Source organism: Brumimicrobium mesophilum, assembly GCF_003025005.1.
Classification (GTDB): domain Bacteria; phylum Bacteroidota; class Bacteroidia; order Flavobacteriales_D; family Crocinitomicaceae; genus Brumimicrobium; species Brumimicrobium mesophilum.
This window is the reverse complement of sequence record NZ_PVSS01000010.1, coordinates 1-21,307: the sequence shown is the minus strand read 5'-3', so window position 1 is coordinate 21,307 and position 21,307 is coordinate 1. Positions and strand designations below refer to the sequence as shown.

The following is a 21,307-nucleotide window of genomic DNA, read 5'->3' as shown; positions in this document are numbered from 1 at the left end:
TTTCATTTATTTTGAATAACTCCCATAAACATGAGCAAATCATAAGAAAAGTGAGCCGCTACGCAAAACCAAAGGCCAAACAACTCATAAGTAAACGAAAGAATTAATATAAAAGGTAGTAATAAAACCCCCAACATACTTTTTTTCCATGATTTAGGATTGAAATAACCATGTACAGCAATAAATAAAAATGATGTAAACCATGGACCTAGCCATGTTTGAATTCCCGCGCGAAAAAGAATTTCTTCACCAAACCCAGCACAAAATGACATGAAAATTATATCCAACCAATTTAATTTTAAGCTCTTCAGCATTCTTATTTGTGGTGTTGACATTTCTTCAAAAACTGGTAATTGGGAAACAGCAATTACAAAAAAACCGTACATGAACCCAAATTCTAACCCTATTAAAGTCATAGGACTAAAAACATGGTCAAACTCAAATACAGAAATGAGCTCAATTTCATCAAAAAAATATAACAATGTCAACCCAATTGCTGGAAATAGAATTAGAGTAATCCAGCTTAATATATGGAATTGAACCTTAGGACGCATAGTTTTATTACTTTTGCCTAAAAATAATTAAAAGCATGAAAGAGTTAATTTTTAATTGGATTAAAAGCTTGTATTCTATCAACAAATTAGCACCGATTGAAGAATTATTAAGCAATTCAGAATTTCAAAATCATGAATTTTTATGGATGTTGGGATTACTTTCTGGAATGGCTGTTTTGTCTATTTTAATTTGGTTTTTAACTAAAGAAGTGCTTCTTGTTGTAATAAAATCAATAGCACTTAGAAGTAAAACAAAACTAGATGATTTATTGGTAGAGAAAAAATTCTTCAATGCAATTGCCCATATTCTTCCGTTATTATTTATGGATTATTTGTTTTCAATTGTATTCTTTTCATTTCCTAACGCTTTGGAATTTACAATTAGATTCAATGATTTCTTGATTGTCTTGGTGATTTTAGTAAGTATTCGCAGATTTTTAAATGCAGTTAGAGTTGTTTTAGAAGATAAGCCTTATTTTTCTGATAAACCTATTGGTGCTTATGTTCAAACAGTAAAATTGATTATCTCGATTATTTTTGTAATAATTTTGCTTTCAGTTATTACCAATAAATCTCCATTGGTTTTCTTAACATCTTTGGGGGCAATGACAGCTATTTTGCTCTTAGTATTCAAAGATACTATTCTTGGATTTGTAGGAAGTATTCAAATTTCAGCTAATGATATGCTTCGAATTGGTGACTGGGTGACTATGGAAAAGTTTGGGGCGGATGGAGATGTTGTTGAAATTAACCTAACTACAGTTAAAGTTCAAAATTTTGACAAGACCATTACCACAATTCCAACCTATAGTTTTATTTCTGATAGTTTCAAAAACTGGAGAGGAATGGCAAATTCAGGGGGAAGAAGAATTAAACGATCTTTAAACGTTAAAATTGAATCTATAAAATTTGCTGATGATGCCTTGATTGAAAGGCTGTCCAAAGTGAAACTATTATCTGAATTCATTAAAGAACAAGAGCGAGATGTTGAAGAGTATAATAAAGAACATGGACTTTTGGATGAATATCAAATTAATGCACGTCGTTCAACTAATGTTGGTTTATTTAGGAGATATGTTGAATATTACTTGAAGAATAATATAGATTTGAATCAAGAAATGTCTTTGATGGTGCGTCAACTTCAGCCAGAAACCAAAGGCTTGCCAATAGAATTATATTGTTTTTCTAAAACTAAAGTTTGGGCCGAATATGAAGTTGTTATGGCCGATATTTTCGACCATTTATTCGCTATTGTGGATAGGTTTGAATTACAGCTTCACCAAGAAGTTACAGGTTCAGATCTGAGATCACTCAAAGTACTTAATGAAGATAACCTTAATCAGTAAATTACATTTTCTGAATAACAAAATCTGTACGACGGTTCTTTCGCTTGTTCTCTTCACTTGTATTAGGAACTTTTGGTAGCGATTGGCCATATCCCTTAGCAGATAAACGAGATTTTTCAATTCCATTTGAAACAAGGAAGTCCATCACCTTTTGAGCTCTTCTTTCTGAAAGGTTTAAGTTATTTCCTGCGTTACCTTCATTATCTGTATGCCCCTGAATTAATATAGAAAATTCTTCATTTTCATGTAAAAATCGTACAAATTGTTTTAAAATGAATTTCGCTCGGTCTGAAAGTTCAGCAGATGCAGTGTTGTATAATATATCATTTATCGTATATGGTTCCCCAACTGAAATTTTCCGAACATCCATGTTTTTAGAACGAATTGTTTTTCCTTTTGCTAATTCCTCCTTCGTGATGATTTGAGAGTCGAAAGCATGTCCTTCTTTTTTGACATTTATCATTACGTCTTCTTGGTCTTCAGCCTTAATTATTGCTGCGTACTTTCCATCATTACCGTTGACTTTTATTTTTTCAACCTCGTCAGAGTTGGAGTAGGCAATTTCTATTTCAACATCTTTAATTGGTGTGTTTTCTGTGTTGTTCAATTGTCCCTTTACCACAATAACTGCTTTTGGACGTGCTTCTTCATACAATTCGAAAGAATAAATGTCCCAAATTCCTTTTTGACGTGATGAGAAAAAGGCATTTTTACCATCAATGGATACAAATAACCCAATTTCGTCTCCTTCCGTATTGATAGGATAACCGATGTTTTTTGGTTTTGACCATCCTCCATTGTCTTGTTTTCTCATGTAAAAAATATCTGTACCTCCCAGTCCTTTCCTTTCTTGATTTACACTTGAAACAAAATAAAAAGTTTCACTATCTTGATGGAAGAAAGGACTTTTATCTTTACCTGGAGTATTTATTTCTGTAAAGGGTTGTGCAGGCCCCCATGAACCGTCAGATAATCGTTGTGAAAAGAATATATCGTCGTTTTCCGTACTTGAACGAATAGCCGTAAAATATAAAGTTTTACCATTAGCAGACATTGTCGGTTGTCCTTCCCAACCATCAATTGTGTTAATTCCGTCTCCTAAATTTTCTAATTCTGACCAAACATAATCATTGCCACCTTCACCTGTTCTTTCATAATAAGTAACATATAAGTCGCAATTTCTGTATGTTTGATTTTTTACATTTTCATCTCTACAAGCGCAAATTATCATTTCTTTGTTATCCACTGATAAGGTTGCAGCACCATAACTGTCAAAATAACCATCATTAAAGGGTGGACTCAAAGGATTTCCTCGATCGAATGGGAATGAAGGGTCTTTTCTTTTTGACCAAGTAAACTCTTCTCTGATACTCGAAACGATATCTCCTTTTGCCGTTCTATCTACACGTCTAGTATAGAAAATCAATTCATTATCAGGTGATATCATTGGGAAGTACTCATCTTGTGATGTACTCACATTCTTTACTTTAATTGGAGAAAATGGAACTTCTTCTTCCAAAAAAGATTGCTCCTCCTTGAATTTTGATAAAACTTCAGCAATATCTTTTAGCCTTTTTTCATGATCATTAGAATAACGGCTTACTTCATCATGCTCAAAAGATTGTAATTTTCTAAAATAATCATTTGCTTCTTTATTCTTTGAGAAAGTATAATTAATAACTCCTAAATAATAGTAGCAATTTGAATGATAATCTGAACACCTGTCAATTGTTTGTTTAAATAGTTTTTCAGCAACATTCATGTAAGTATCTCCACGTTTAGGATCGGGGTCTTTTTCATAAATATCCAAGCCTTTATTGTAGGCATACATGGCAAATTCATAATAGGCCATGGCATTATCAGGTTCGGCATCCATAGCCTCTCTAAAAAGTTTAGACGCTTCTGGTGGAGCTTGTTGTTTTGCTTTTTCAATAAGTTTTAATATCTTCTTACTGGGAGGCAAGCAAGCTTCATCCTCTTCTTGAGAAAAAATAATTGCAGGTGCTAAGAAAAGAAAAATGAAAAGTGGATATAGTTTATTCATATGATTGTTCTATAATAAGAAGTGCGAAATATACGTTTTTTTATAACGCTTTTAACCAGCAAATGTTACACTATTAATCAAAAAAAGCGCCACTTTTAAATGACGCTTAATTTGGGGCTGGTAAATAACAGTTACAGCTATTGATGTATGTTTTGTAAATCCTTTTCTTATTGAATCACGATTTTTTGAGTATTCGTTCTGTATTGGCTTGAACCATGGATAAAATAAACTCCTTTGTTTAAGTCTAATGATATAGACTTGTTTATTTCGTTAAGAACAAATTGTTTAATTTGTTGCCCGGTGTTGTTGTAGATTTTGACCTCCATATCATTACTACCTGTGAATTCAATGTTGATAATGCCATTGCTTGGATTCGGAAATAGATTAAAACTAATTTCTTCCTTTGTTAGGCCTAAAGTCTCCTCATTTATTACACCAATTCCATTTAAATCAAAACCTGCTGAGCCGTATGGAGTAGGGAATGGGTCATTGATTTTGTTACCATATGAATCTTTCGTCCCATGTTCGTCGATAGAACCTACAACATCTATGATTTTAACATGGGTGATTGAATTAACATTTAAACCTATACTGTCTTTTAATTCTTCTAAATCAAATGGTGTACCGTAGCCTACTTTATATTTTCCTGCTAAGTTATAAAGGTAGGTTGGGTCTAAAAATCCGAAACCACCAATAGAATTTTCAGTTTGTGTCTCGGAATGTGAAGGAAACCTAAAATAATTTATGCCATCAGAACTGACCTCAACATGTGCTAATTCTAAAAAGTTGTCAGAAAATCCATTTTCAAAAATTGCAAAATCAGGTCCTGTTCCATTAGCAATAGGTGTTGCAAATGTTGCAATTGCTACTCCCTTATCGCCTAATGAAACAACATCCGTTGAGTTATTCGTTGCTGGTCCAATGGCATCTGAAGGTTCACCAAATGTAGCCTTATTAGAATTGTCATAATAAACAGAAGTGTCACTGATATTAACATATCCACGTTCTATTTCTATATTTGTGGCCCACGCAACAAACTTTGAATCGTCAAAAGCTATTGCAGTAGAATTTGGTTCTCCAGCAGCAGGTGCGTATGATTGTCCAAACGCCATACCTGAGCATGTACTTAGTAATAAAAGTATAGTTTTATTCATAATGTATTATTGAATTTGGATTTAATCCAACTTTTAAGCTGTTGGTTAATGTCCCTGTTTGATTAAAAAAACGTAAATAACCTGTATTGGTAAAACTCATTGCATCTAGGCATATCAATTCATCAGTTTTATATGGAATTACACCATAAAGCGTAGTAATATCCTGATTGTTGATGAAATTACTGTTGATGATACTTTGTGAAAAACAGTCAAAGATTGAAACCGCCGATGTTCCTGTGTTAAAATTAAAATAACTAATGTATAATTGATTATCTCTAAGGGCCATTGTGGTTGCTGCGTGTCCAAGATTAGTAACCTCTTTGGTGATGGTATTTATGCGCACCAATTCTGAAGAATTCGATGCGTAGTCTCCCCTTTTTACAACATAAACATTGTTAAAATTATCTGAAATTATTGAACCTGGGTTGTCTCCTACAACAAATGTGTCGATAACTTCTAGTGTGTTTAAATCAATTTCAAAAACCGTAGTATCTACGTTTTGAAAATCTAGTCCGCCTGAATTGGCTACAAAAAGAGACTGATTTGAAATACAAACTCCTTCTGGGTTTCTACCTACTTTTATTCTTTTCGTGATTTGTAAAGACGTAGTGTCAATTACTGAAACATATCCGTCAAAGCTTGATACAAATACTTTTCCATCTGCGGATGCTATACTTCTAGGTTCTTGAGATTGATTATTGTAATCAAATTGAATCTGTTGAATACTTTTTAATGTATTTTTATCTAAAACTTCAACTGTACTTGCTCCAGTAACGGCAATATAAATCTTCCCTCCGTAAAACATCATGTCGTTTCCTGTGTCTCCTATTGGACGTTCGTTTTTTTGAAGGAATATATCGTAAGTTATTTCTCCGGTTTCATTATTAATCCAGGTTAATGTACTATTGTTATGTTGGAAAAGTCCTTCACTCAAAACCAATATTCCATTCGAAAAATTGTCAGACAATACAGCAGGCTCTATTTCATCCTTCTTACATGAAGAGAAAATCAATAGAAAAATGAAAAGGTATTTAATTAAATTCATAACTCAGTTTTATAAAGTAATTTCTTCCAGGCATTACGAAATGTTTAATGAAATTGTAAGATGTATCTCCTAAGTTCTTAACTCCTGTATGTAAAGTTAATTTTTGTTTCTTACTGAATTCAAAGGCGTAATTTGCTGATAAATCCATAATAAAATATGGCTCCAGTAGATTACCAATAGTGTTTTCATTTAAACTGTAACGTTCCCCAATATATAGAGTGGTAAAGTGTAATCCTGTTTTTTTGTAAAAAAGACTAGCCATCGCGTTTCCTGTAATTGATGGAGTATAAGCAATCTGATTTCTATATGTTGGAGATTGGGAATCACTGATATCTAATGCTTCTTGATAGCTTATTCCTGCCTGCATGTTTAGTCTCCAATTTCGGTTTAATTTATATTTTGCATTGATATGAATGTCACCACCTTGAATATCAACTTTTCCTATGTTTTGAATTGACCAAACAAATAAGTTCTGTGTTGGTAAGGCGATAATTTTATTATCTACTCTGTTTTTAAACAAATTTGCTTGAATTTGTATTTCTAATTTTCGATAGGTTTTAATATATCTTGTTCCAAGATTAATTTGAGACGATTCTTCAGGTACTAATTCTTTGTTCCCTACTTGAGAAAAATACAATTCATTGAATGAAGGAGCTCTTGAAGATGGCTTATACCACACAAAGAACTGAACCCCTTTGAAAAGGGAGTCCGAAGTAAAGAAAGAAAATTGAGGATGAAATTTATGATAGTTGTTTCGGTGTGCTTGAATAGAATTTTGATCTATAAAAGTTTGTGAAAAACCACTAGCTTCAATATTGAAATATTTGGTGTTATATTTTAATTTCATCATCGCAGTATTGGTCTGTCTTTCTGGTTCTCCTAAATTTCGAGAACTTTTTAAGGCATCATAGCCAAAATCATTTCCTAAGTGAAAAATAAAATCTTTCCATTTATACCTAAAATGAAATCCTCCTTCTAATGAATTTGTTGTGTATTGATTATCTAAAAAACCATCGGAATTTAGATAAGTTGGGTCATGGTAATGAAGAAAGCGATGAGAATATTGTCCAAATGCTTTAAATGCTATTTTCGTATTGATTAAACTATAATTTAATCCAGCACTCGTGTTCTCTGTTTCTAAAGTTTCTTGTGCTAAGTTATTGTAAAAGATTACCGCTCCAGGTAACTCTTGCTGGATAACATTTCTTTTTCCTGAGAATTTTAATTGATGGCTAGTTAAATGTGTTCTCCATTTAATTCCTGAACCAATGTTGAAATGATAATCCTCTAATTCGTTATTTCTACGATTAACTTCTTGGTTTTGATTTCCAAATGGTAATTTGTAAGGATAATCTCCTTCATATGTTCTAGAGCCTCCATTAAAACTAATAAATGCATTGTCATTAGATTTTTTTATTCCAACAAATGCCTCTTTTTGACCAAAACTTCCCACCGTAATACTACTTTTAAGTGCAAACTTCTTTCGTGAGAATTGTTGGTCAAATGTCTTTAATTGTAACGAACTTCCTTTTATTAATGCAGAAACAGGAATAAGTTGATTTGTCGTTTGATGGCTTAACCCAACTTCTTCTACATTGTTTAGCTGGATGTTAGCAAGATTTGTTTGACCATTTTGAGGATTGCTTACAGGTAATCCGTCTATAATAAGTTGTGTATGTTCTCCTCCCAAGCCTCTATGAGAAAGTGTTTTCATTCCACCAATTCCACCATAGTTTTTTATAGTTACTCCATTAATATATTGGAGTAAAGTACCTAAATCGTTTGGGGCAAGAGTTTTTATTTGGGACTCATTTAAAGTAGTATGTTGATCAATTTTTAAATGTCTACCTTTAATGATGACTTCTTGAAATACTGTAGTGTCGGTTTGACTAGTCACTAAAAAAGGCACAAATATTAAGATACATGTCCTGAAAACATGTAAAACCTTATTATTTGTGCCCAATAAAATCATTCTGGAATTATTGTACAATTAACTTTCTTGTCCCGAAAGAATTTTTAGTAGAAACCTTAACAAGGTATATTCCTGGATTCAAGTCAGAAATATCAACCTTACTGATGTTAGAGTGTTTAAATTCTTTAACGATTGAACCGTTTGTATTGTAAATTTTATAATCTCCTGCATCACCTTCGATATTCAAAGTAGATTGCGCAGGGTTTGGATACATTGCAAAGTTCGCTTTTTCGTTTACAGATAAACTAGAGGTGTTATCATAAACAAGGTTGTCCATTGCAAAATATAAAGGAGTATTTATTCCAAACGAACCAATATCTGTCGATTTAAATCCGAAAGTTAAGTAGTTAACATTATGAAAAGTAGACAGATCTACAGTTGTCCATGAATCGATAATGTAATCATCATTATTGTCGGGAAATCTATAGTCAGCCAAAAAGAATTCTATTGAATCAGTCTTCATTCCCATTTCATCATGGTTATAAATCATAATACTAAAGAAGTCCTCTCCGTTAGTTCCGTCATCAACTCCGCTTGCATCTGTTGTTGAACCAAATTGTTTAGCAAATGCATCACCATCTCTCATTGAAAAGTATCCAACAGTAGTGTTTGTTAAATCAACACTTGTTAAACTAGCATGTGTTCCAGGGAAATAAAGAGTATCTGAACTAAAATATACTGCGTAAATTTCTGATCCATTTGAACCTCCTCCTGGAATAGCACTGTATTGGTTCGCAAAACCTGGAGTTGTTACGTCAGTTACGTTTGAATAACTAAATCCAGTCCAAGAACCCCAAGCTGTAGTGTAAGTGTTTTGAAACGTCACGTTGCCAGAAACGAATTCTCCAGCTTCATCATCACCGTTGTAATAAGATTCTGACGCAAGAGATAAGTCTTCGAAGTCAACAGTAGTTTGCGCTTTTAGAGTTGTTACAGCAAGTAGCGCACTTGCTAAAAAGTAAAATTTCTTCATTTTTTAAGTTTTAATGAATTAAACAATTAATAAAATGAAGACATCAAATTGAGCTTTAGCCCTGAAAGAATAGAAATATCAATACAGCAGACCTAAAATAATGCAGTATATGTGATAAGTCCGACTTTATTCTGAAGTCTCCTTAAACGCATTTTAGACAAGTCTTCTGACTCACTTTTTTTCTTTTCTACCTTCCCAACTGTCGAGTGACATGTAAGTGGTTTAATGAAAAGAACTAATAAAGCTTACAGCTGCAGATACAGTTCTTGATTCTAACAAGATTCCTTATTGTATGATTCTCACATACACCCTAAAACGTGGCACAAAGATAAGTTGATTATTGGATTAAACAAGTGAATGCAATAAAAGAAAAAGTCCGTATTTCAAGATAGAAATACGGACAAAATAAGTAAATATTGTAATGTTGAATTAGAAGTCAGTTAATCTTATAACTCTACATGAATCAGTATCTAATTGTGTTATTCCAGACCAAATTGTTTCTTGATCTTCGTCATCCGCATCTGTTACATAGTAATAAAACGGTTCAAAACTAGCCTTCTCTAATGTTTTAGTGAATCTTATTGAACCACCTTCGTCACATTTTGGAGCTTCTTCCCAGAAAATATCGGTGTTTGAAGTCCCTATATTTTCTTCGTTCAAATAGAACTTTAATTTATCAATTCCAGATCCCATAAGAGCTTGGGATGTTACTTCGTCAAACCAAAAAACAACATCAACACTGTAGGTGCAAGATTTGTCGCTTGTTTTTGCCTTGGCATCATAATTCTCAGCTACTGGGTTTGTACATCCTTCTTTTTTACAACTTGAAAATAGTATTCCACCTGAAAGAAGTAAGCCTAAAGAAAGTAGTTTTATAGTTTTCATATAGTTTTTAAATTAATTTTATAGTCGGTATTTATTTGTAATAAGTTACAATTATTTTATAATCTTGTAAATATCCATATTTTTTTTGTCTTATGAAATTATTCAGTAATCATATTGAATTTTTATTCGATTCATTATTTTAAAAATTATTATTCTAAAGTTGAATAATAGTGGTTTGTGTTTCGTGGAAAGTGTCTAGAAAAGAGAGGTTTAATTATTTGATTTAGGGGGGTGTTGAATCTAGAATTTATAAATAGAATGCAAAATTATTTAGTTTAATCTCAGCTAATAGTTTTTTTAACTATTAATCGAACTATGTATTAATTAAACCGTTTAATTTTGTTATAAATTAATAAATTACTTTTAAAATTAATCATGAAAGAGAAGTTACTACTCATTAAATCTATTTTTATTAGCATGTTGATGCTTGTTATTCTTGGCTCTTGTGCTGCTGAAGAAAAAAAAGAGTTTGCTGAGATCGAGGAAATTTCGGATGAATTTACACTCGAAAATGATTTTGCTCAAGGTTTTCAAATTATTTATCATATATCCTTTATTGAGATCAATATCATAGATCCGGATACTAAAGAAATTGTTGATTCATATAAAATTTCTAAAACTGATCAATCAAGTCCTGATTTGTTTCCAAAGAATATGAGTAGTGTTGTGGCCATGTCTACAACCCAATTGGGAATGATGAGGAAGTTAAGTTTAGAAGAAAAAGTCACTGGCTTTTCAGACTTTAATCTTCTATGCAACCCATTAAGTGAAGCTGCTGTTAAAGAAGTTGGACATTTTGGTATGTCTGATGCTGAAGCATTCATCGCAATTAATCCTGATATTATCTTTTATTCGGGATTCGATGATAGTGCACCTATTCTAAGTAAATTAAAACAAGCCAATTTAAAAACTTTTAAAATTTTGGAATGGAAGGAAACACATCCATTAGGACGAGCCGAGTGGATAAAGGTTTATGGTGCAATATTCCAGAAAGAACAGAAGGCAAGTGCAATATTTGATGAAATAAAAGCTAAGTATTATAATATCAAGGATAAATTAAAAATTCAAGAAAAGGGTTCAACAGCTTTCGCGGGAACTTATTTTGGTGATATATTTAATGTTCCAGCCGGAGATAGTTATATGGCCATATTGTTTGAAGATGCCAACATCGACTACGTTTACGCAAAAACTAAAGGAGTAGGAAGTTTAAATTTAAGCCTCGAAGAAACAATAACTAAAAATGTGGATACGGAGTTTTGGTTAAATGCTGGTGCCTCATCCAAAAAAGAATTACTGAATCAAAGTCAGAAGTTTAAGATGCTAAAAGCCATGAGAACAGGGAAGCTTTACAGTTATTTTGGAAACAACAATTGTTTTTGGGAAAACTCTCCAATTGAACCACATCTGTTATTGGAAGATTTAGGAAAAATTTTTCATCCCGAATTATTTGAAGATGATAAGTTGAATTTTTATGAATTAATTGCAGAATAAAAGTGCTTTATTTTAATAACTATAAAATAGTCAAACTTAAAAGCCCTTTTTTAATTTCGTGTTGATACCTTTGTTTTATAATGAACATCCTAAATAAGAAGTATTGGAAATTGAGTTTGCTATTATTAGCACTTCTTCTAGGGTTAATAATTATTGATCTCACTTTAGGGAGTTTTCATGTAGGTTTCCTAGATATTTTTAATGGTATATTTAATTACGATTCTACATCAACAGCAGAGTTAACTGTTAGGGTTTTTCGTTTTCCACGGGTAATTACAGCTGTTTTAGCAGGTGGAGCCCTTTCAGTTGCAGGTTTGCTAATGCAAACTTTGTTTCAAAACCCATTAGCAGGTCCTTATGTTCTTGGTATCAATTCAGGGTCATCTTTGCTTGTAGCCATAAGTACCATGTCTTCTTTTTATATTTTTGGAAGCGATTTTGGAATTGTGACCGCCGCAATTATTGGTGCGTTAGGAGCTGGTCTGTTTATCCTTTTCTGCTCTGTTTTTGTAAAAAATAAAGTTTCTTTATTATTGGTGGGAATTATGTTTGGAAGTTTTGCAGGCGCCTTGGTTAGTGTGTTGCAAGCTTATGCAGACCCTAATAATCTAAAAACTTTTATGCTGTGGAGTTTTGGTTCTTTACAGGGGGTTGAGTTCAATCAGTTAGGTGTTTTAGCATTCGTTATTACCCTAGGTGCTGTGCTATCAATCGTATTGGTAAAGCCATTAAATCTTTTGCTCCTAGGTGAAAAAAGTGCTTCATTGCTGGGGATTAACGTGAAGACTATTCGTTTTTTAATTATTCTAGCTACTTCTATTTTGACTGGAGTTGTTACTGCATTTTGTGGACCAATTGCTTTTGTCGGACTTGTTGTTCCAAATATGATTAAGATGATTTATAAAACCACAAATCACTATCATTTATTAGTAGGTAGTTTGATAGGTGGAGCAATGTTAATAGTTGTTTGTGATATTGCAATGCAACTTTTAGCTCCTTTTGTAAGTTTACCGCTCAATGCATTAACTGCATTAATAGGAGCTCCGGTAGTAATGTGGATAATTATGAAGAAATTCTAATGCTTAAATTTGAAGAATTACATATAGGTTTCGCTCAAAAGAAACATTCAGAACAAAGGATTCTCTTTGAAGTAGATAGCATGTCATTTAAACCAGGTGACTTTGTCGCTGTGATTGGTCCAAACGGTTCAGGTAAAACAACATTATTCAATTCCATATTAGGTCATCAAGAGATATTGTCCGGTGCGATTAATATTGATGGGGAGAATTGGTCCAACCTCAATAGAATTGAAAAATCCAAGTATTTGAGTTTTGTGCCTTCTAAATTTGATGGTGTTGACCATTTGTCTGTCTTTGATCTTGTGGCAATGGGTAGAGCACCTTATACCAACTTGTTGAATAAATTAACTAAGGATGATCAATTAGTAGTTCAGAAGGTGATTGATCAGTTAGGGCTGTCAAAGTTTGCCGATAAAAACACACTTAATTTAAGTGATGGTGAACGACAAATAGCTATGATTGGTAAAGCACTTGCCCAAGATGCTAAAATCATGATTCTTGATGAGCCAACTGCATTTCTTGATTATATCAATAGGAGGAAAGTATTACAGCTGTTGAAAGAAATTGCACAACTAAATGATCAAATAGTTTTTATTTCTTCACACGATTTAGATTTATGCTTCGAATATTGTAATAGAATAATTGCTATTGATACAAATTCAAAAAAACTACTTCAGTTCATCGAACCATTCCATAAGAATGATGTAATTCAAACAATATTTGAATGAATTCTTCCCTTTTCCTTCACTTTTTATAATTATCAGTAAACTACCAACAAAATAGTTTTCAGCCACAACTGAGAAATCCGCATTTTTTTAGCTGAACGATTATTGTTTCTTTAACAAGATTGCATATATTGGTTTTATAAAAATACTATCCTCTTTATGCCACCTACTCACAATATTCATAATATCTTTACAAATTGAATAAAGCATCAAAAAATGAAATATAATTTAAGTGAGGTAACTGAATTAATTAAGGATAGAAGAACTATTTCTCCAGAATCTTTTAGTGATAGAAAAGTGCATAAGGAACAAATTGAGTTATTATTAAATAATGCGATTTGGGCACCCACTCACGGTTTAACACAGCCATGGAGATTCAAAGTGTTTATGGATGAAGGTAAGAAACGCTTGGGTGAATTTATGCGTGACCTTTATTTAAAAACTGTACCAGAGGATAAACAAATTGCTAAAAAGTTGAACAGAATGACTGAAAGACCTGCAAAGGCTTCTGCGATTATTGCTGTGTGTATGGAAAGGCAAGCTTCTGAAAAGATTCCAGAAATTGAAGAAATTGCAGCAGTCGCTTGTGCCGTTCAAAATATACATCTTACTTGTACAGCGTATGGATTAGGAGGTTTTTGGGCTACTCCAAAAATGGTATACTCTGATGAGATGAAAGAATTTTTAGATATCGGACCAAAAGACCTATGTCTTGGACTCTTTTATGTTGGATACCCTGGGGGAGAATGGCCAAAAGGTCAACGTAAACCAATAGAATATGTAACAGAATGGATTCAAAAGTAGAAAATATAATAGATTTAGGCTTGGTGAATTATATTCGCCATCCTTCCAACCCTAACTACATAGTTTTTCGTTTCGCTAATAAGATAAAAGCTGACGACTTTGAGAAGACGCTAAAAAGTGATCGAATTTGGTTCGAAAAAGGACAAGAAGATACAAGGGGGAAATCCTATATTCTTTTTGGGATCCATAACAGAGATTTCGCTAAAGTTGAACGAATTAATTTTGATGTTGAAGGAAGAAATAGAAGCTTCTTGATTGGCAATAAATTCCTTCGATGGTCGTTAGTTCTTTTCTCAATGGGGGTGATGATTCTTGCTACGGTTGGTTATTGCTCTCGAAATGATTTATTAGAACAACAGTTAGAAATACATCAAATTGAAGAATGAAAATATATAATTTACTTTTCTTACTTATTACACTTCTTGTTTGCAATTCGCAGGTTTTATCCCAAAGCCACAGAAATAAGGCTGAAAACTATTTTGGTGTTCAGGTTAAGCCATTAATTCCAATTAGTGTTGTTGGTGATAGACCATTTGATATTACAGAAGATGGTTTTACTTCTACAATTTCACCAATATTTGGATATTCTTATGGAGGAATTGTCAGAGTGGGCATAACCGATCTTCTTGCTATTGAAACAGGACTGAATTATATCAGAAGAAATTATAGGGCGAATTATAGTGTTGCAGATTCAAATGTATATGCTGAAGATGAACTGGGTTATGTAAGTTTTGAAGTGCCAGTTAACTTTTTGGTTTATATAAAATTAGGTCAACAAATGTTTATGAATGTAAGTATTGGTGCGTCTGGAAACTTTAATGCATCCAATATTAGATCTCAAATTAATCCAGAAGGAAAGCATTTATTTATCTTCGAAGGTAGGAGGTCTAGGTTTTTTGACTTTAACGCAAACGCAGATGTAGGTTTCGAATATAGAACCGAAAAAAGTGGAACTTTTTATTTAGGGCTTTCAGGTCGAGTTCCTTTTTCTCCAACTCTTGCAATTGCAACAGAATATAGATATGGAACTAATAAAACTGTTGGTTTTGGGGTGGTTGAAGGATCTACCTTCTCCTTGAATCTGAGATACTTCTTTCATAATCAAAATAGAAAAAAAGGCGTTCAGTTTCAGAATGGACCAATTGAACAGTAAATTTTAGAGAAAAGTTTTTAACTCAAGATTACTTTCTAATGTTGGGTAGGTCGCATTAATTAGACAATTTCCGCAAACATCAGTCCATCTGCACCTATCGATAAATAATTAACTTCCATCATTTTATTTTCCAAACTTTCGTCATAAGGGTGTTTTACTTTAATGTAGTTCTCAGTGAATCCGTTAATATAACCATCATCATTTTGACTTTCCCATAAAACTATACCGCTTTTGCCTATTTGAGATTCATAAAAGGCTCTCTTTTTCTTTTCAGACAGAATTCTGAGCATTTTACTTCTTTCCTTTCTGATATTCATTGGAATGACATCGTCCATTTTGTTGGCCGTAGTATTCGCTCGTTCAGAATATGTGAAAACATGTAAATAGGAAATGTTTAATTCATTCAAATAATCGTAAGTTTCCATAAACGCTTCCTCTGTTTCCCCTGGAAAACCAACAATAACATCTACTCCAATACAAGCGTTTGGAGCAATACTTTTGATTTGTTCAACTCTGTCAGTATAAGTTGATCTCAAATATTTACGTCTCATTTTTACCAATAACTCATCAGAACCAGATTGTAAAGGAATGTGAAAGTGAGGAACAAAATGTTTCGAATCATTCAAGCAAAAGTCGATGATTTCATTGCTTAATAAATTTGGCTCAATTGAAGATATCCTAAATCGATCAATTCCTTTTATTTCATCTAATTCTTTTATTAAACCAAAGAAATTCTCTTCTCCTCCTTGGCCAAAGTCACCGATATTTACTCCCGTTAACACTATTTCTTTAACTTCTGTTGCGGCTACTTTATTAGCTTCGTTTAAAGTTTCTTCAATTGAGGCATTTCTACTTTTTCCTCTAGCTAATGGAATGGTACAGAAAGTACAAAAGTAATCACAGCCATCTTGAATTTTAAGGAAAGATCGCGTTCTGTCTCCATAGGAAAATGAAGGTTCGAAATCTTGGACTTCCTTGATTTTTCCATATTCTATAGTCACTCCTTCGTGAAACTCTGTGTTTTCGATGTGCTTTATGATGTCAAACTTCTCATTTGCGCCTAATACCATGTTTACACCATAAATGTTGGCGATTTTTTCTGGTTTCAATTGTGCATAACAGCCAATAATTACAACAAAGCTATCCGGATTAACCTTTTTGGCTTTTTTTACTAATTGAACACATTTTTTATCAGCATTTTCAGTTACTGAACATGTGTTTACTACGAATATGTCCGGATTGTCATCAAAATCGACTTTAGCATAACCAGCTTCTTCAAAGCTTCTTGCAATAGTACTTGTTTCCGAAAAATTCAGTTTGCACCCCAATGTATAAAACGCTACTTTCTTGTATTGACTCATAATAACCGCAAAATTAAGAATAAACCATTAAAAGATTCTATAAATTTTTTAATGTCTGGTAAGAAAGCTTGGGTTTTGAAATATAAGTTGTAAAATTATCTAATTGACTATAGATTTAGTTTTATAACTAAATCTATAGTTGTGTAATTAAATAAATAGTTATACATTTGCTTCAGAACAGAAACACAGACGTATTTATGAATCAAATCGAATTAACAAAAGCAGAAGAACAAATCATGCACATCCTCTGGAAGTTGGAGCGAGCGTTCGTAAAAGATGTGATTAAAGAGTTAAGTAATCCAAAACCAGCGTACAGCACTGTGTCCACAATTATTCGAATTTTAGTCGATAAAAAGGCAGTCAGTTATAAAGCATATGGAAAAACCCATGAATATTTTCCAATCATTAGTAAGGAAGATTATTCGAAACAACAAATGGGGGAGGTGATGAACAAACTGTTTGATGGTTCTCCTCAAAAGATGCTTTCATTTTTAGTGAAAAAAGAAGAATTAAGTATTCAAGACTTAGATGATATTATGAGAACCCTAAAAAAATAGAAATTATGGAATTCCTACTTTTTAATGTTTATTTTCTTGTCCTCGCCGTTATTTATCGCGCACTATTCGATAAGAATGGAAAAATCTTATGGAACCGAAGGTTGTTAATAATGATGCCAATGTTTCTATTGATGGTATTATACATTAATAATGTGTTGACATCTCAATCAGTTGGTTTTTTAGTTGAGTTCGATTTGATTAATGTCACAAACTCCCAGCAAGCCGCTTTGGAAACCTATGCTGAAATTTCAGTAACAAATTGGTTGGGGATTATCTATTTGTCTGGCGTTGTGACTTTCAGTGCAATACACATTTATAATTTCATCAAGCTATTTCAATTAATAAGGCGTTCTAATTTCTTAGAGAAATATAGAGGGAGTAAAGTTTACGTCTCGGATTTTAACGCTTCATTTGGAAATATCATTTTCATCAAGGAAAACTTAACCGATGCGGAAAGGAAAATAATATTGGCTCATGAATTTGCTCACATTCGTCAAATGCACTCAGCTGAACGTGTTTTCGCTCTGATTGTTCAAACAATTTGCTGGTTTAATCCAGGAATTTACCTATGGAAAGCAGATATTGAAAAAAATCATGAGTATTTGGCGGATCAAGAAGTGCTAGCTGATATTAGCAGAGAAGATTACACACTTTTCTTGTTGGAACAACGATTAAATTTAAAATACAACCAATTGCGACTACCCTTAAGTAATATGTCTAATTTAAAATCAAGAGTTATGAGAATGAATCGAAAAACAAGCTCAGTGTTGAGTTATTTAATTCTCCCGGTTTTATCCGTGGGAATGATGAGCAGTAATTTTTTACCTACTGCGGAAACAGAATTAGTAACACCTATTCATGAGCAATTGAATCAAAAAGGAAATGATCCTGTTGAAGATGTAGATGTCATGCCTGAATTTAAAGGAGGAAGTGAAGGATTAATGAAATTTATTTCCAATGAAGTCAAATATCCGAAAGTTTCAATGGAGAATAATTCCCAAGGAAAGGTATTTGTTGAAGCAGTAATTTCAAAAACCGGTGAAGTCACGAAAGTCAAAATTCTCAGAGGAGTAGATGAACACATCGACGCCGAAGCTATAAGAGTTTTTGAGGCTATGCCCGACTGGATCCCTGCAGTTAAGGATGATACAAATGTGGCATGCATAGTTCGAGTGCCGATAAATTTTAACCTCGACAAAAAAGAATAGCACTGTACCAGAACAAAATGTTTAGGTAAAAGTAACCACGTTTCTTCGATTCGTGGTTACTTTTTTTACCACCTTTTTCAATTATCTATTCCCTTCCACCGCCACATTACTTCGCTGTAAACCAATTAGAATCACTTCGCAGAAGAGATTCAAACCCCAACCCACGTTAAACCTTCATCATTGAAGCTTAGCCATTAAAACCTCACAATTTTCCACTAATTTATGAGCCTTTATGGAATTTGATTATCGCTTGCATCTAAATCAAAAAAGAAACCATGAAAAATTTAATTTTATTACTCGGATTAGGGCTATCAACACTCATTAGCGCTCAAGACACAGGCAGTTTATTGATAAAATGTAAAGCAAAGAGCAATCTTGAATCTATTAAAGGACTTGCAATTGAAGTGTTTCAAGATTCATTGTGTTGGGAGGGTGTCACGCAGCCAGATGGAAAAGTGCTTTTCAAAAATTTGAATTCAGGATCAGCTTTGGTCACTTTTATATTTGAAAATCATCTTGAAGAGCAAGAAGTGTATATACAACCCAAACAGTTATTCCAATATACTGTTTTATTGGATTCTTCAAATTTAAAACTGCAGCAACTAAGTGGTAAAGTATCTGAAAAATCAATTAATGGAAAACCAAATGCAAATTTGACGAGGGAAGACCGGATTCAATCAATTCAAAACTTCCCTAGTGCTAATAATTCATCCTTAATTCATATTGAAGAAGTGATGATTGTTGCATACAAAGAACCTTTCATCAGTAAAGATGGAGGTGCTTATTCTCGTGTTATATTAAGACAAGATATTTCACAAATGCCAGTGAGGTCTGCCAATAGAGTTGCGTCAACTGTGGGAGGAGTTAATTTAAATGAAAGTAATGGTGAATTAAGTTTCAGGGGGAGTAGGGAAAATGCGACTCACTATTATGTAGACGGTGTCAAAATTCAAGGTTCTCCTAATTTACCGAATTCTTATATTGGAAGTGTTAAGGTCTACAAAGGATCTATTCCAGCAAACTATGGTGATGTAACAGGCGGAATCATTAGTGTTGAATCTAAGCCAATTGAAATGGATAAATTTTTAATGCATACATCTCCACCAGTTGTCTATGCGGAAACCGTGGACTATTCAGATTTTGATATACCTGAAACAGAGATTATGAATTATGATGAATTCCTTCCGATTTATGAAAACGATTTTCTGTCACCATTAAACCACCCTAATGCGACATTTGGTTTAGATGTGGATCAAGCCGCATGGGAATATTTGAAATATTCTGTGAAATCAGGGAGAAAAATTCAACGAGATGCTGTGAAATTGGAGGAAATGATTAATGCTTTTCAATATAAAGATGTAACTGTGAGCGAAGACGAATTGTTTAATGTTGAACTTTCAAGATCGGAATGCAGTTGGAATAATGCCAATGAACTTGTTACGGTTCACTTAAAAGCGAAAGACTTTCCTGTCAATGAGATTAGAAAACCTCACAATTTTGTTTTTTTACTGGATGTTTCAGGTTCTATGAGTTCTCAGAATCGATTACCTTTAATTGTGAATGGGTTGAAAAGCTTCGTTAAAGATCTTCACCCTAACGATCGCATTTCGATTGTAACGTATTCAGGATATAGTGGAGTGGTTTTGAAATCAACAAGTTGTGAAAATAAAGAGGTTATTTTGAAAGCACTTGCAAAATTATCTTCTGGAGGAAGTACGAACGGAATAGGGGGCATTAAGGAAGCGTATCGTCAAGCGGAGTCCAATTTCGATCCGAGTTACAATAACAGAATCATTCTTGGGACTGATGGAGATTTCAATGTGGGAATCAATAGCCCGGGTGATTTGGAAAACTATATCTCGGAAAAACGTGGTCAAGGGATTTACTTAACTGCTTTGGGTGTTGGAATGGGGAATTATAAGAACAGTACTTTGGAAACATTAGCCAAGAGGGGAGATGGGAATCATTTTTATATCCAATCATTAGCGGATATGAAAAATGTACTGAATAATGCAGGGAACATGATCAATATCGCTAGAGATGTGAAGTTAAATGTTGAATTTAACCCAAGACTCGTCTCTAATTATCGTTTGATTGGATACGAAAACAGGTTATTAAAACCAAAAGATTTTAACGATGATACCAAAGACGGCGGAGAATTAGGTTATGGACATTCTGTAACGGCTGTATTTGAAGTGGAGAGGGGAAAGGCGTCTTCATTGGAAAATCAATTTGTTAAGCAAAAAAGCAAATTAGGATCTTCCCAATTGGCTTATGTAAAGCTTCGTTATAAACCATTTGAGGATTCAGCTAGTGTTCAAAGAGATTTTGAAATATTGGAGAATCATCAGATGGAAGATTATGAATTACTAAATCTCGTAATTTCTCTTGGTTTAGAGCTGCGTGATTCTGCCTTTAAAGGAGATTTAACAAAGGATGTTTTGTTAGATCAAGTGAAAAAATTTAGTGCAACAACAGAAAAAGAGCTTGAACTAAAAAATCTAATCTTACAACTTTTAGATCGAGAATAGGTTTTATCTATTTTACCTCTGACTCTTATTTAACTACCACGAACCTTAGTTTCGTGGTTTTATACCTTATATAGAGATAATATTTTGAGTGCTTTATTGCCTTGAACCTTTGTTCTATGAATTTCAAAAAAATATGTATCTAACTCCAATATTTTAAGCCGATTACGAATTTAAATTAAATTAATTTTAAAATAGTATTACTAAACCCTTGTTAATGAAAAAAAGCTCAGTATCTTTGCACCCCGCAAACGAGCGGTGTTTAGTTAGAAAGGAGTTAGAACTTCTGAATAACATTGAAAAGAAAAAAGATTTAATTTATTTTTAACAAAAGCTTGTTTAAGTAAAAAGTCTCAGTATCTTTGCACCCCGCAAACGAGCAGGGAAACAATTTGAAAGCAAATTGTCAGGATATTGAGAGTTGAAAA

General features: G+C 33.1%; 18 protein-coding genes and 1 riboswitch. Of the genes, 10 read left to right on the top strand and 8 right to left on the bottom strand.

Features of this window, described 5'->3' with window-relative positions; genetic code table 11:
- Positions 1 to 2: 2 nt before the first annotated feature.
- Complete coding sequence (locus C6368_RS11195) at positions 3 to 554, bottom strand: CPBP family intramembrane glutamic endopeptidase (protein ID WP_107039300.1); 552 nt, start codon at positions 552 to 554, stop codon at positions 3 to 5.
- A gap of 35 nt (positions 555 to 589) precedes the next feature.
- On the opposite strand from C6368_RS11195, the gene C6368_RS11190 reads away from it, so the two are divergent.
- Complete coding sequence (locus C6368_RS11190; protein ID WP_107039299.1) at positions 590 to 1,900, top strand: mechanosensitive ion channel family protein; 1,311 nt, start codon at positions 590 to 592, stop codon at positions 1,898 to 1,900.
- Position 1,901: 1 nt separating this feature from the next.
- On the opposite strand, the gene C6368_RS11185 is transcribed toward C6368_RS11190, so the two are convergent.
- From C6368_RS11185 to C6368_RS11160, 6 genes are all read right to left on the bottom strand, one after another.
- The gene (locus C6368_RS11185; protein ID WP_107039298.1) at positions 1,902 to 3,944 is read right to left on the bottom strand and encodes an OmpA family protein; all 2,043 of its coding nucleotides are present in this window, start codon (positions 3,942 to 3,944) and stop codon (positions 1,902 to 1,904) included.
- Positions 3,945 to 4,111: 167 nt separating this feature from the next.
- Positions 4,112 to 5,098, bottom strand: a complete 987-nt coding sequence (locus C6368_RS11180; protein WP_107039297.1) for a T9SS type A sorting domain-containing protein — start codon at positions 5,096 to 5,098, stop codon at positions 4,112 to 4,114.
- Positions 5,091 to 6,143 (bottom strand): YncE family protein, encoded by a 1,053-nt coding sequence (locus C6368_RS11175; RefSeq protein ID WP_107039296.1) that lies wholly within the window; start codon positions 6,141 to 6,143, stop codon positions 5,091 to 5,093. Before C6368_RS11175 ends, C6368_RS11180 begins: the two co-directional genes overlap by 8 nt.
- Entirely contained in the window at positions 6,130 to 8,115 is a 1,986-nt protein-coding gene (locus tag C6368_RS11170; protein ID WP_107039295.1) for a TonB-dependent receptor plug domain-containing protein, read from the bottom strand. Before C6368_RS11170 ends, C6368_RS11175 begins: the two co-directional genes overlap by 14 nt.
- A gap of 7 nt (positions 8,116 to 8,122) precedes the next feature.
- Positions 8,123 to 9,088: a T9SS type A sorting domain-containing protein gene (locus C6368_RS11165; protein ID WP_107039294.1), complete on the bottom strand. Its 966-nt coding sequence runs from the start codon at positions 9,086 to 9,088 to the stop codon at positions 8,123 to 8,125.
- A gap of 139 nt (positions 9,089 to 9,227) precedes the next feature.
- Positions 9,228 to 9,417: riboswitch (cobalamin riboswitch) on the bottom strand.
- Positions 9,418 to 9,517: 100 nt separating this feature from the next.
- Positions 9,518 to 9,973: a hypothetical protein gene (locus tag C6368_RS11160; protein ID WP_107039293.1), complete on the bottom strand. Its 456-nt coding sequence runs from the start codon at positions 9,971 to 9,973 to the stop codon at positions 9,518 to 9,520.
- Between the two features lie 375 nt (positions 9,974 to 10,348).
- On the opposite strand from C6368_RS11160, the gene C6368_RS11155 reads away from it, so the two are divergent.
- The 6 genes from C6368_RS11155 (at position 10,349) to C6368_RS11130 (ending at position 15,225) form a co-directional block, all read left to right on the top strand.
- Positions 10,349 to 11,464, top strand: a complete 1,116-nt coding sequence (locus C6368_RS11155; RefSeq protein ID WP_107039292.1) for an ABC transporter substrate-binding protein — start codon at positions 10,349 to 10,351, stop codon at positions 11,462 to 11,464.
- Positions 11,465 to 11,544: 80 nt separating this feature from the next.
- Positions 11,545 to 12,543, top strand: a complete 999-nt coding sequence (locus C6368_RS11150) for a FecCD family ABC transporter permease (RefSeq protein ID WP_107039291.1) — start codon at positions 11,545 to 11,547, stop codon at positions 12,541 to 12,543.
- Positions 12,543 to 13,271 carry an ABC transporter ATP-binding protein gene (locus tag C6368_RS11145; protein ID WP_159038565.1) on the top strand — a complete coding sequence of 243 codons (729 nt, stop codon included), beginning with the start codon at positions 12,543 to 12,545 and terminating at the stop codon, positions 13,269 to 13,271. Before C6368_RS11150 ends, C6368_RS11145 begins: the two co-directional genes overlap by 1 nt.
- A gap of 213 nt (positions 13,272 to 13,484) precedes the next feature.
- Positions 13,485 to 14,072 (top strand): nitroreductase family protein, encoded by a 588-nt coding sequence (locus C6368_RS11140; RefSeq protein WP_107039289.1) that lies wholly within the window; start codon positions 13,485 to 13,487, stop codon positions 14,070 to 14,072.
- Positions 14,057 to 14,458 (top strand): hypothetical protein, encoded by a 402-nt coding sequence (locus C6368_RS11135; protein ID WP_107039288.1) that lies wholly within the window; start codon positions 14,057 to 14,059, stop codon positions 14,456 to 14,458. Before C6368_RS11140 ends, C6368_RS11135 begins: the two co-directional genes overlap by 16 nt.
- Positions 14,455 to 15,225 carry an outer membrane beta-barrel protein gene (locus tag C6368_RS11130; RefSeq protein ID WP_107039287.1) on the top strand — a complete coding sequence of 257 codons (771 nt, stop codon included), beginning with the start codon at positions 14,455 to 14,457 and terminating at the stop codon, positions 15,223 to 15,225. The genes C6368_RS11135 and C6368_RS11130 overlap by 4 nt, the downstream gene beginning before the upstream one ends.
- Before the next feature lie 59 nt (positions 15,226 to 15,284).
- Here C6368_RS11130 and mtaB read toward each other — a convergent pair whose 3' ends face one another.
- Positions 15,285 to 16,586, bottom strand: coding sequence for a tRNA (N(6)-L-threonylcarbamoyladenosine(37)-C(2))-methylthiotransferase MtaB (gene mtaB / locus C6368_RS11125; RefSeq protein ID WP_107039286.1), 1,302 nt, complete (start codon positions 16,584 to 16,586; stop codon positions 15,285 to 15,287).
- Between the two features lie 197 nt (positions 16,587 to 16,783).
- Here mtaB and C6368_RS11120 point away from each other — a divergent pair, with 197 nt between their 5' ends.
- The 3 genes from C6368_RS11120 to C6368_RS11110 all read left to right on the top strand — a co-directional run bounded on the left by C6368_RS11120 (position 16,784) and on the right by C6368_RS11110 (position 20,882).
- On the top strand, positions 16,784 to 17,143 hold the full coding sequence (locus tag C6368_RS11120) for a BlaI/MecI/CopY family transcriptional regulator (RefSeq protein ID WP_107039285.1): 360 nt from the start codon (positions 16,784 to 16,786) through the stop codon (positions 17,141 to 17,143).
- Positions 17,144 to 17,148: 5 nt separating this feature from the next.
- Positions 17,149 to 18,351, top strand: a complete 1,203-nt coding sequence (locus tag C6368_RS11115) for a M56 family metallopeptidase (RefSeq protein WP_107039284.1) — start codon at positions 17,149 to 17,151, stop codon at positions 18,349 to 18,351.
- Between the two features lie 275 nt (positions 18,352 to 18,626).
- On the top strand, positions 18,627 to 20,882 hold the full coding sequence (locus C6368_RS11110) for a YfbK domain-containing protein (RefSeq protein WP_107039283.1): 2,256 nt from the start codon (positions 18,627 to 18,629) through the stop codon (positions 20,880 to 20,882).
- The last annotated feature ends 425 nt before the right edge of the window (positions 20,883 to 21,307 follow it).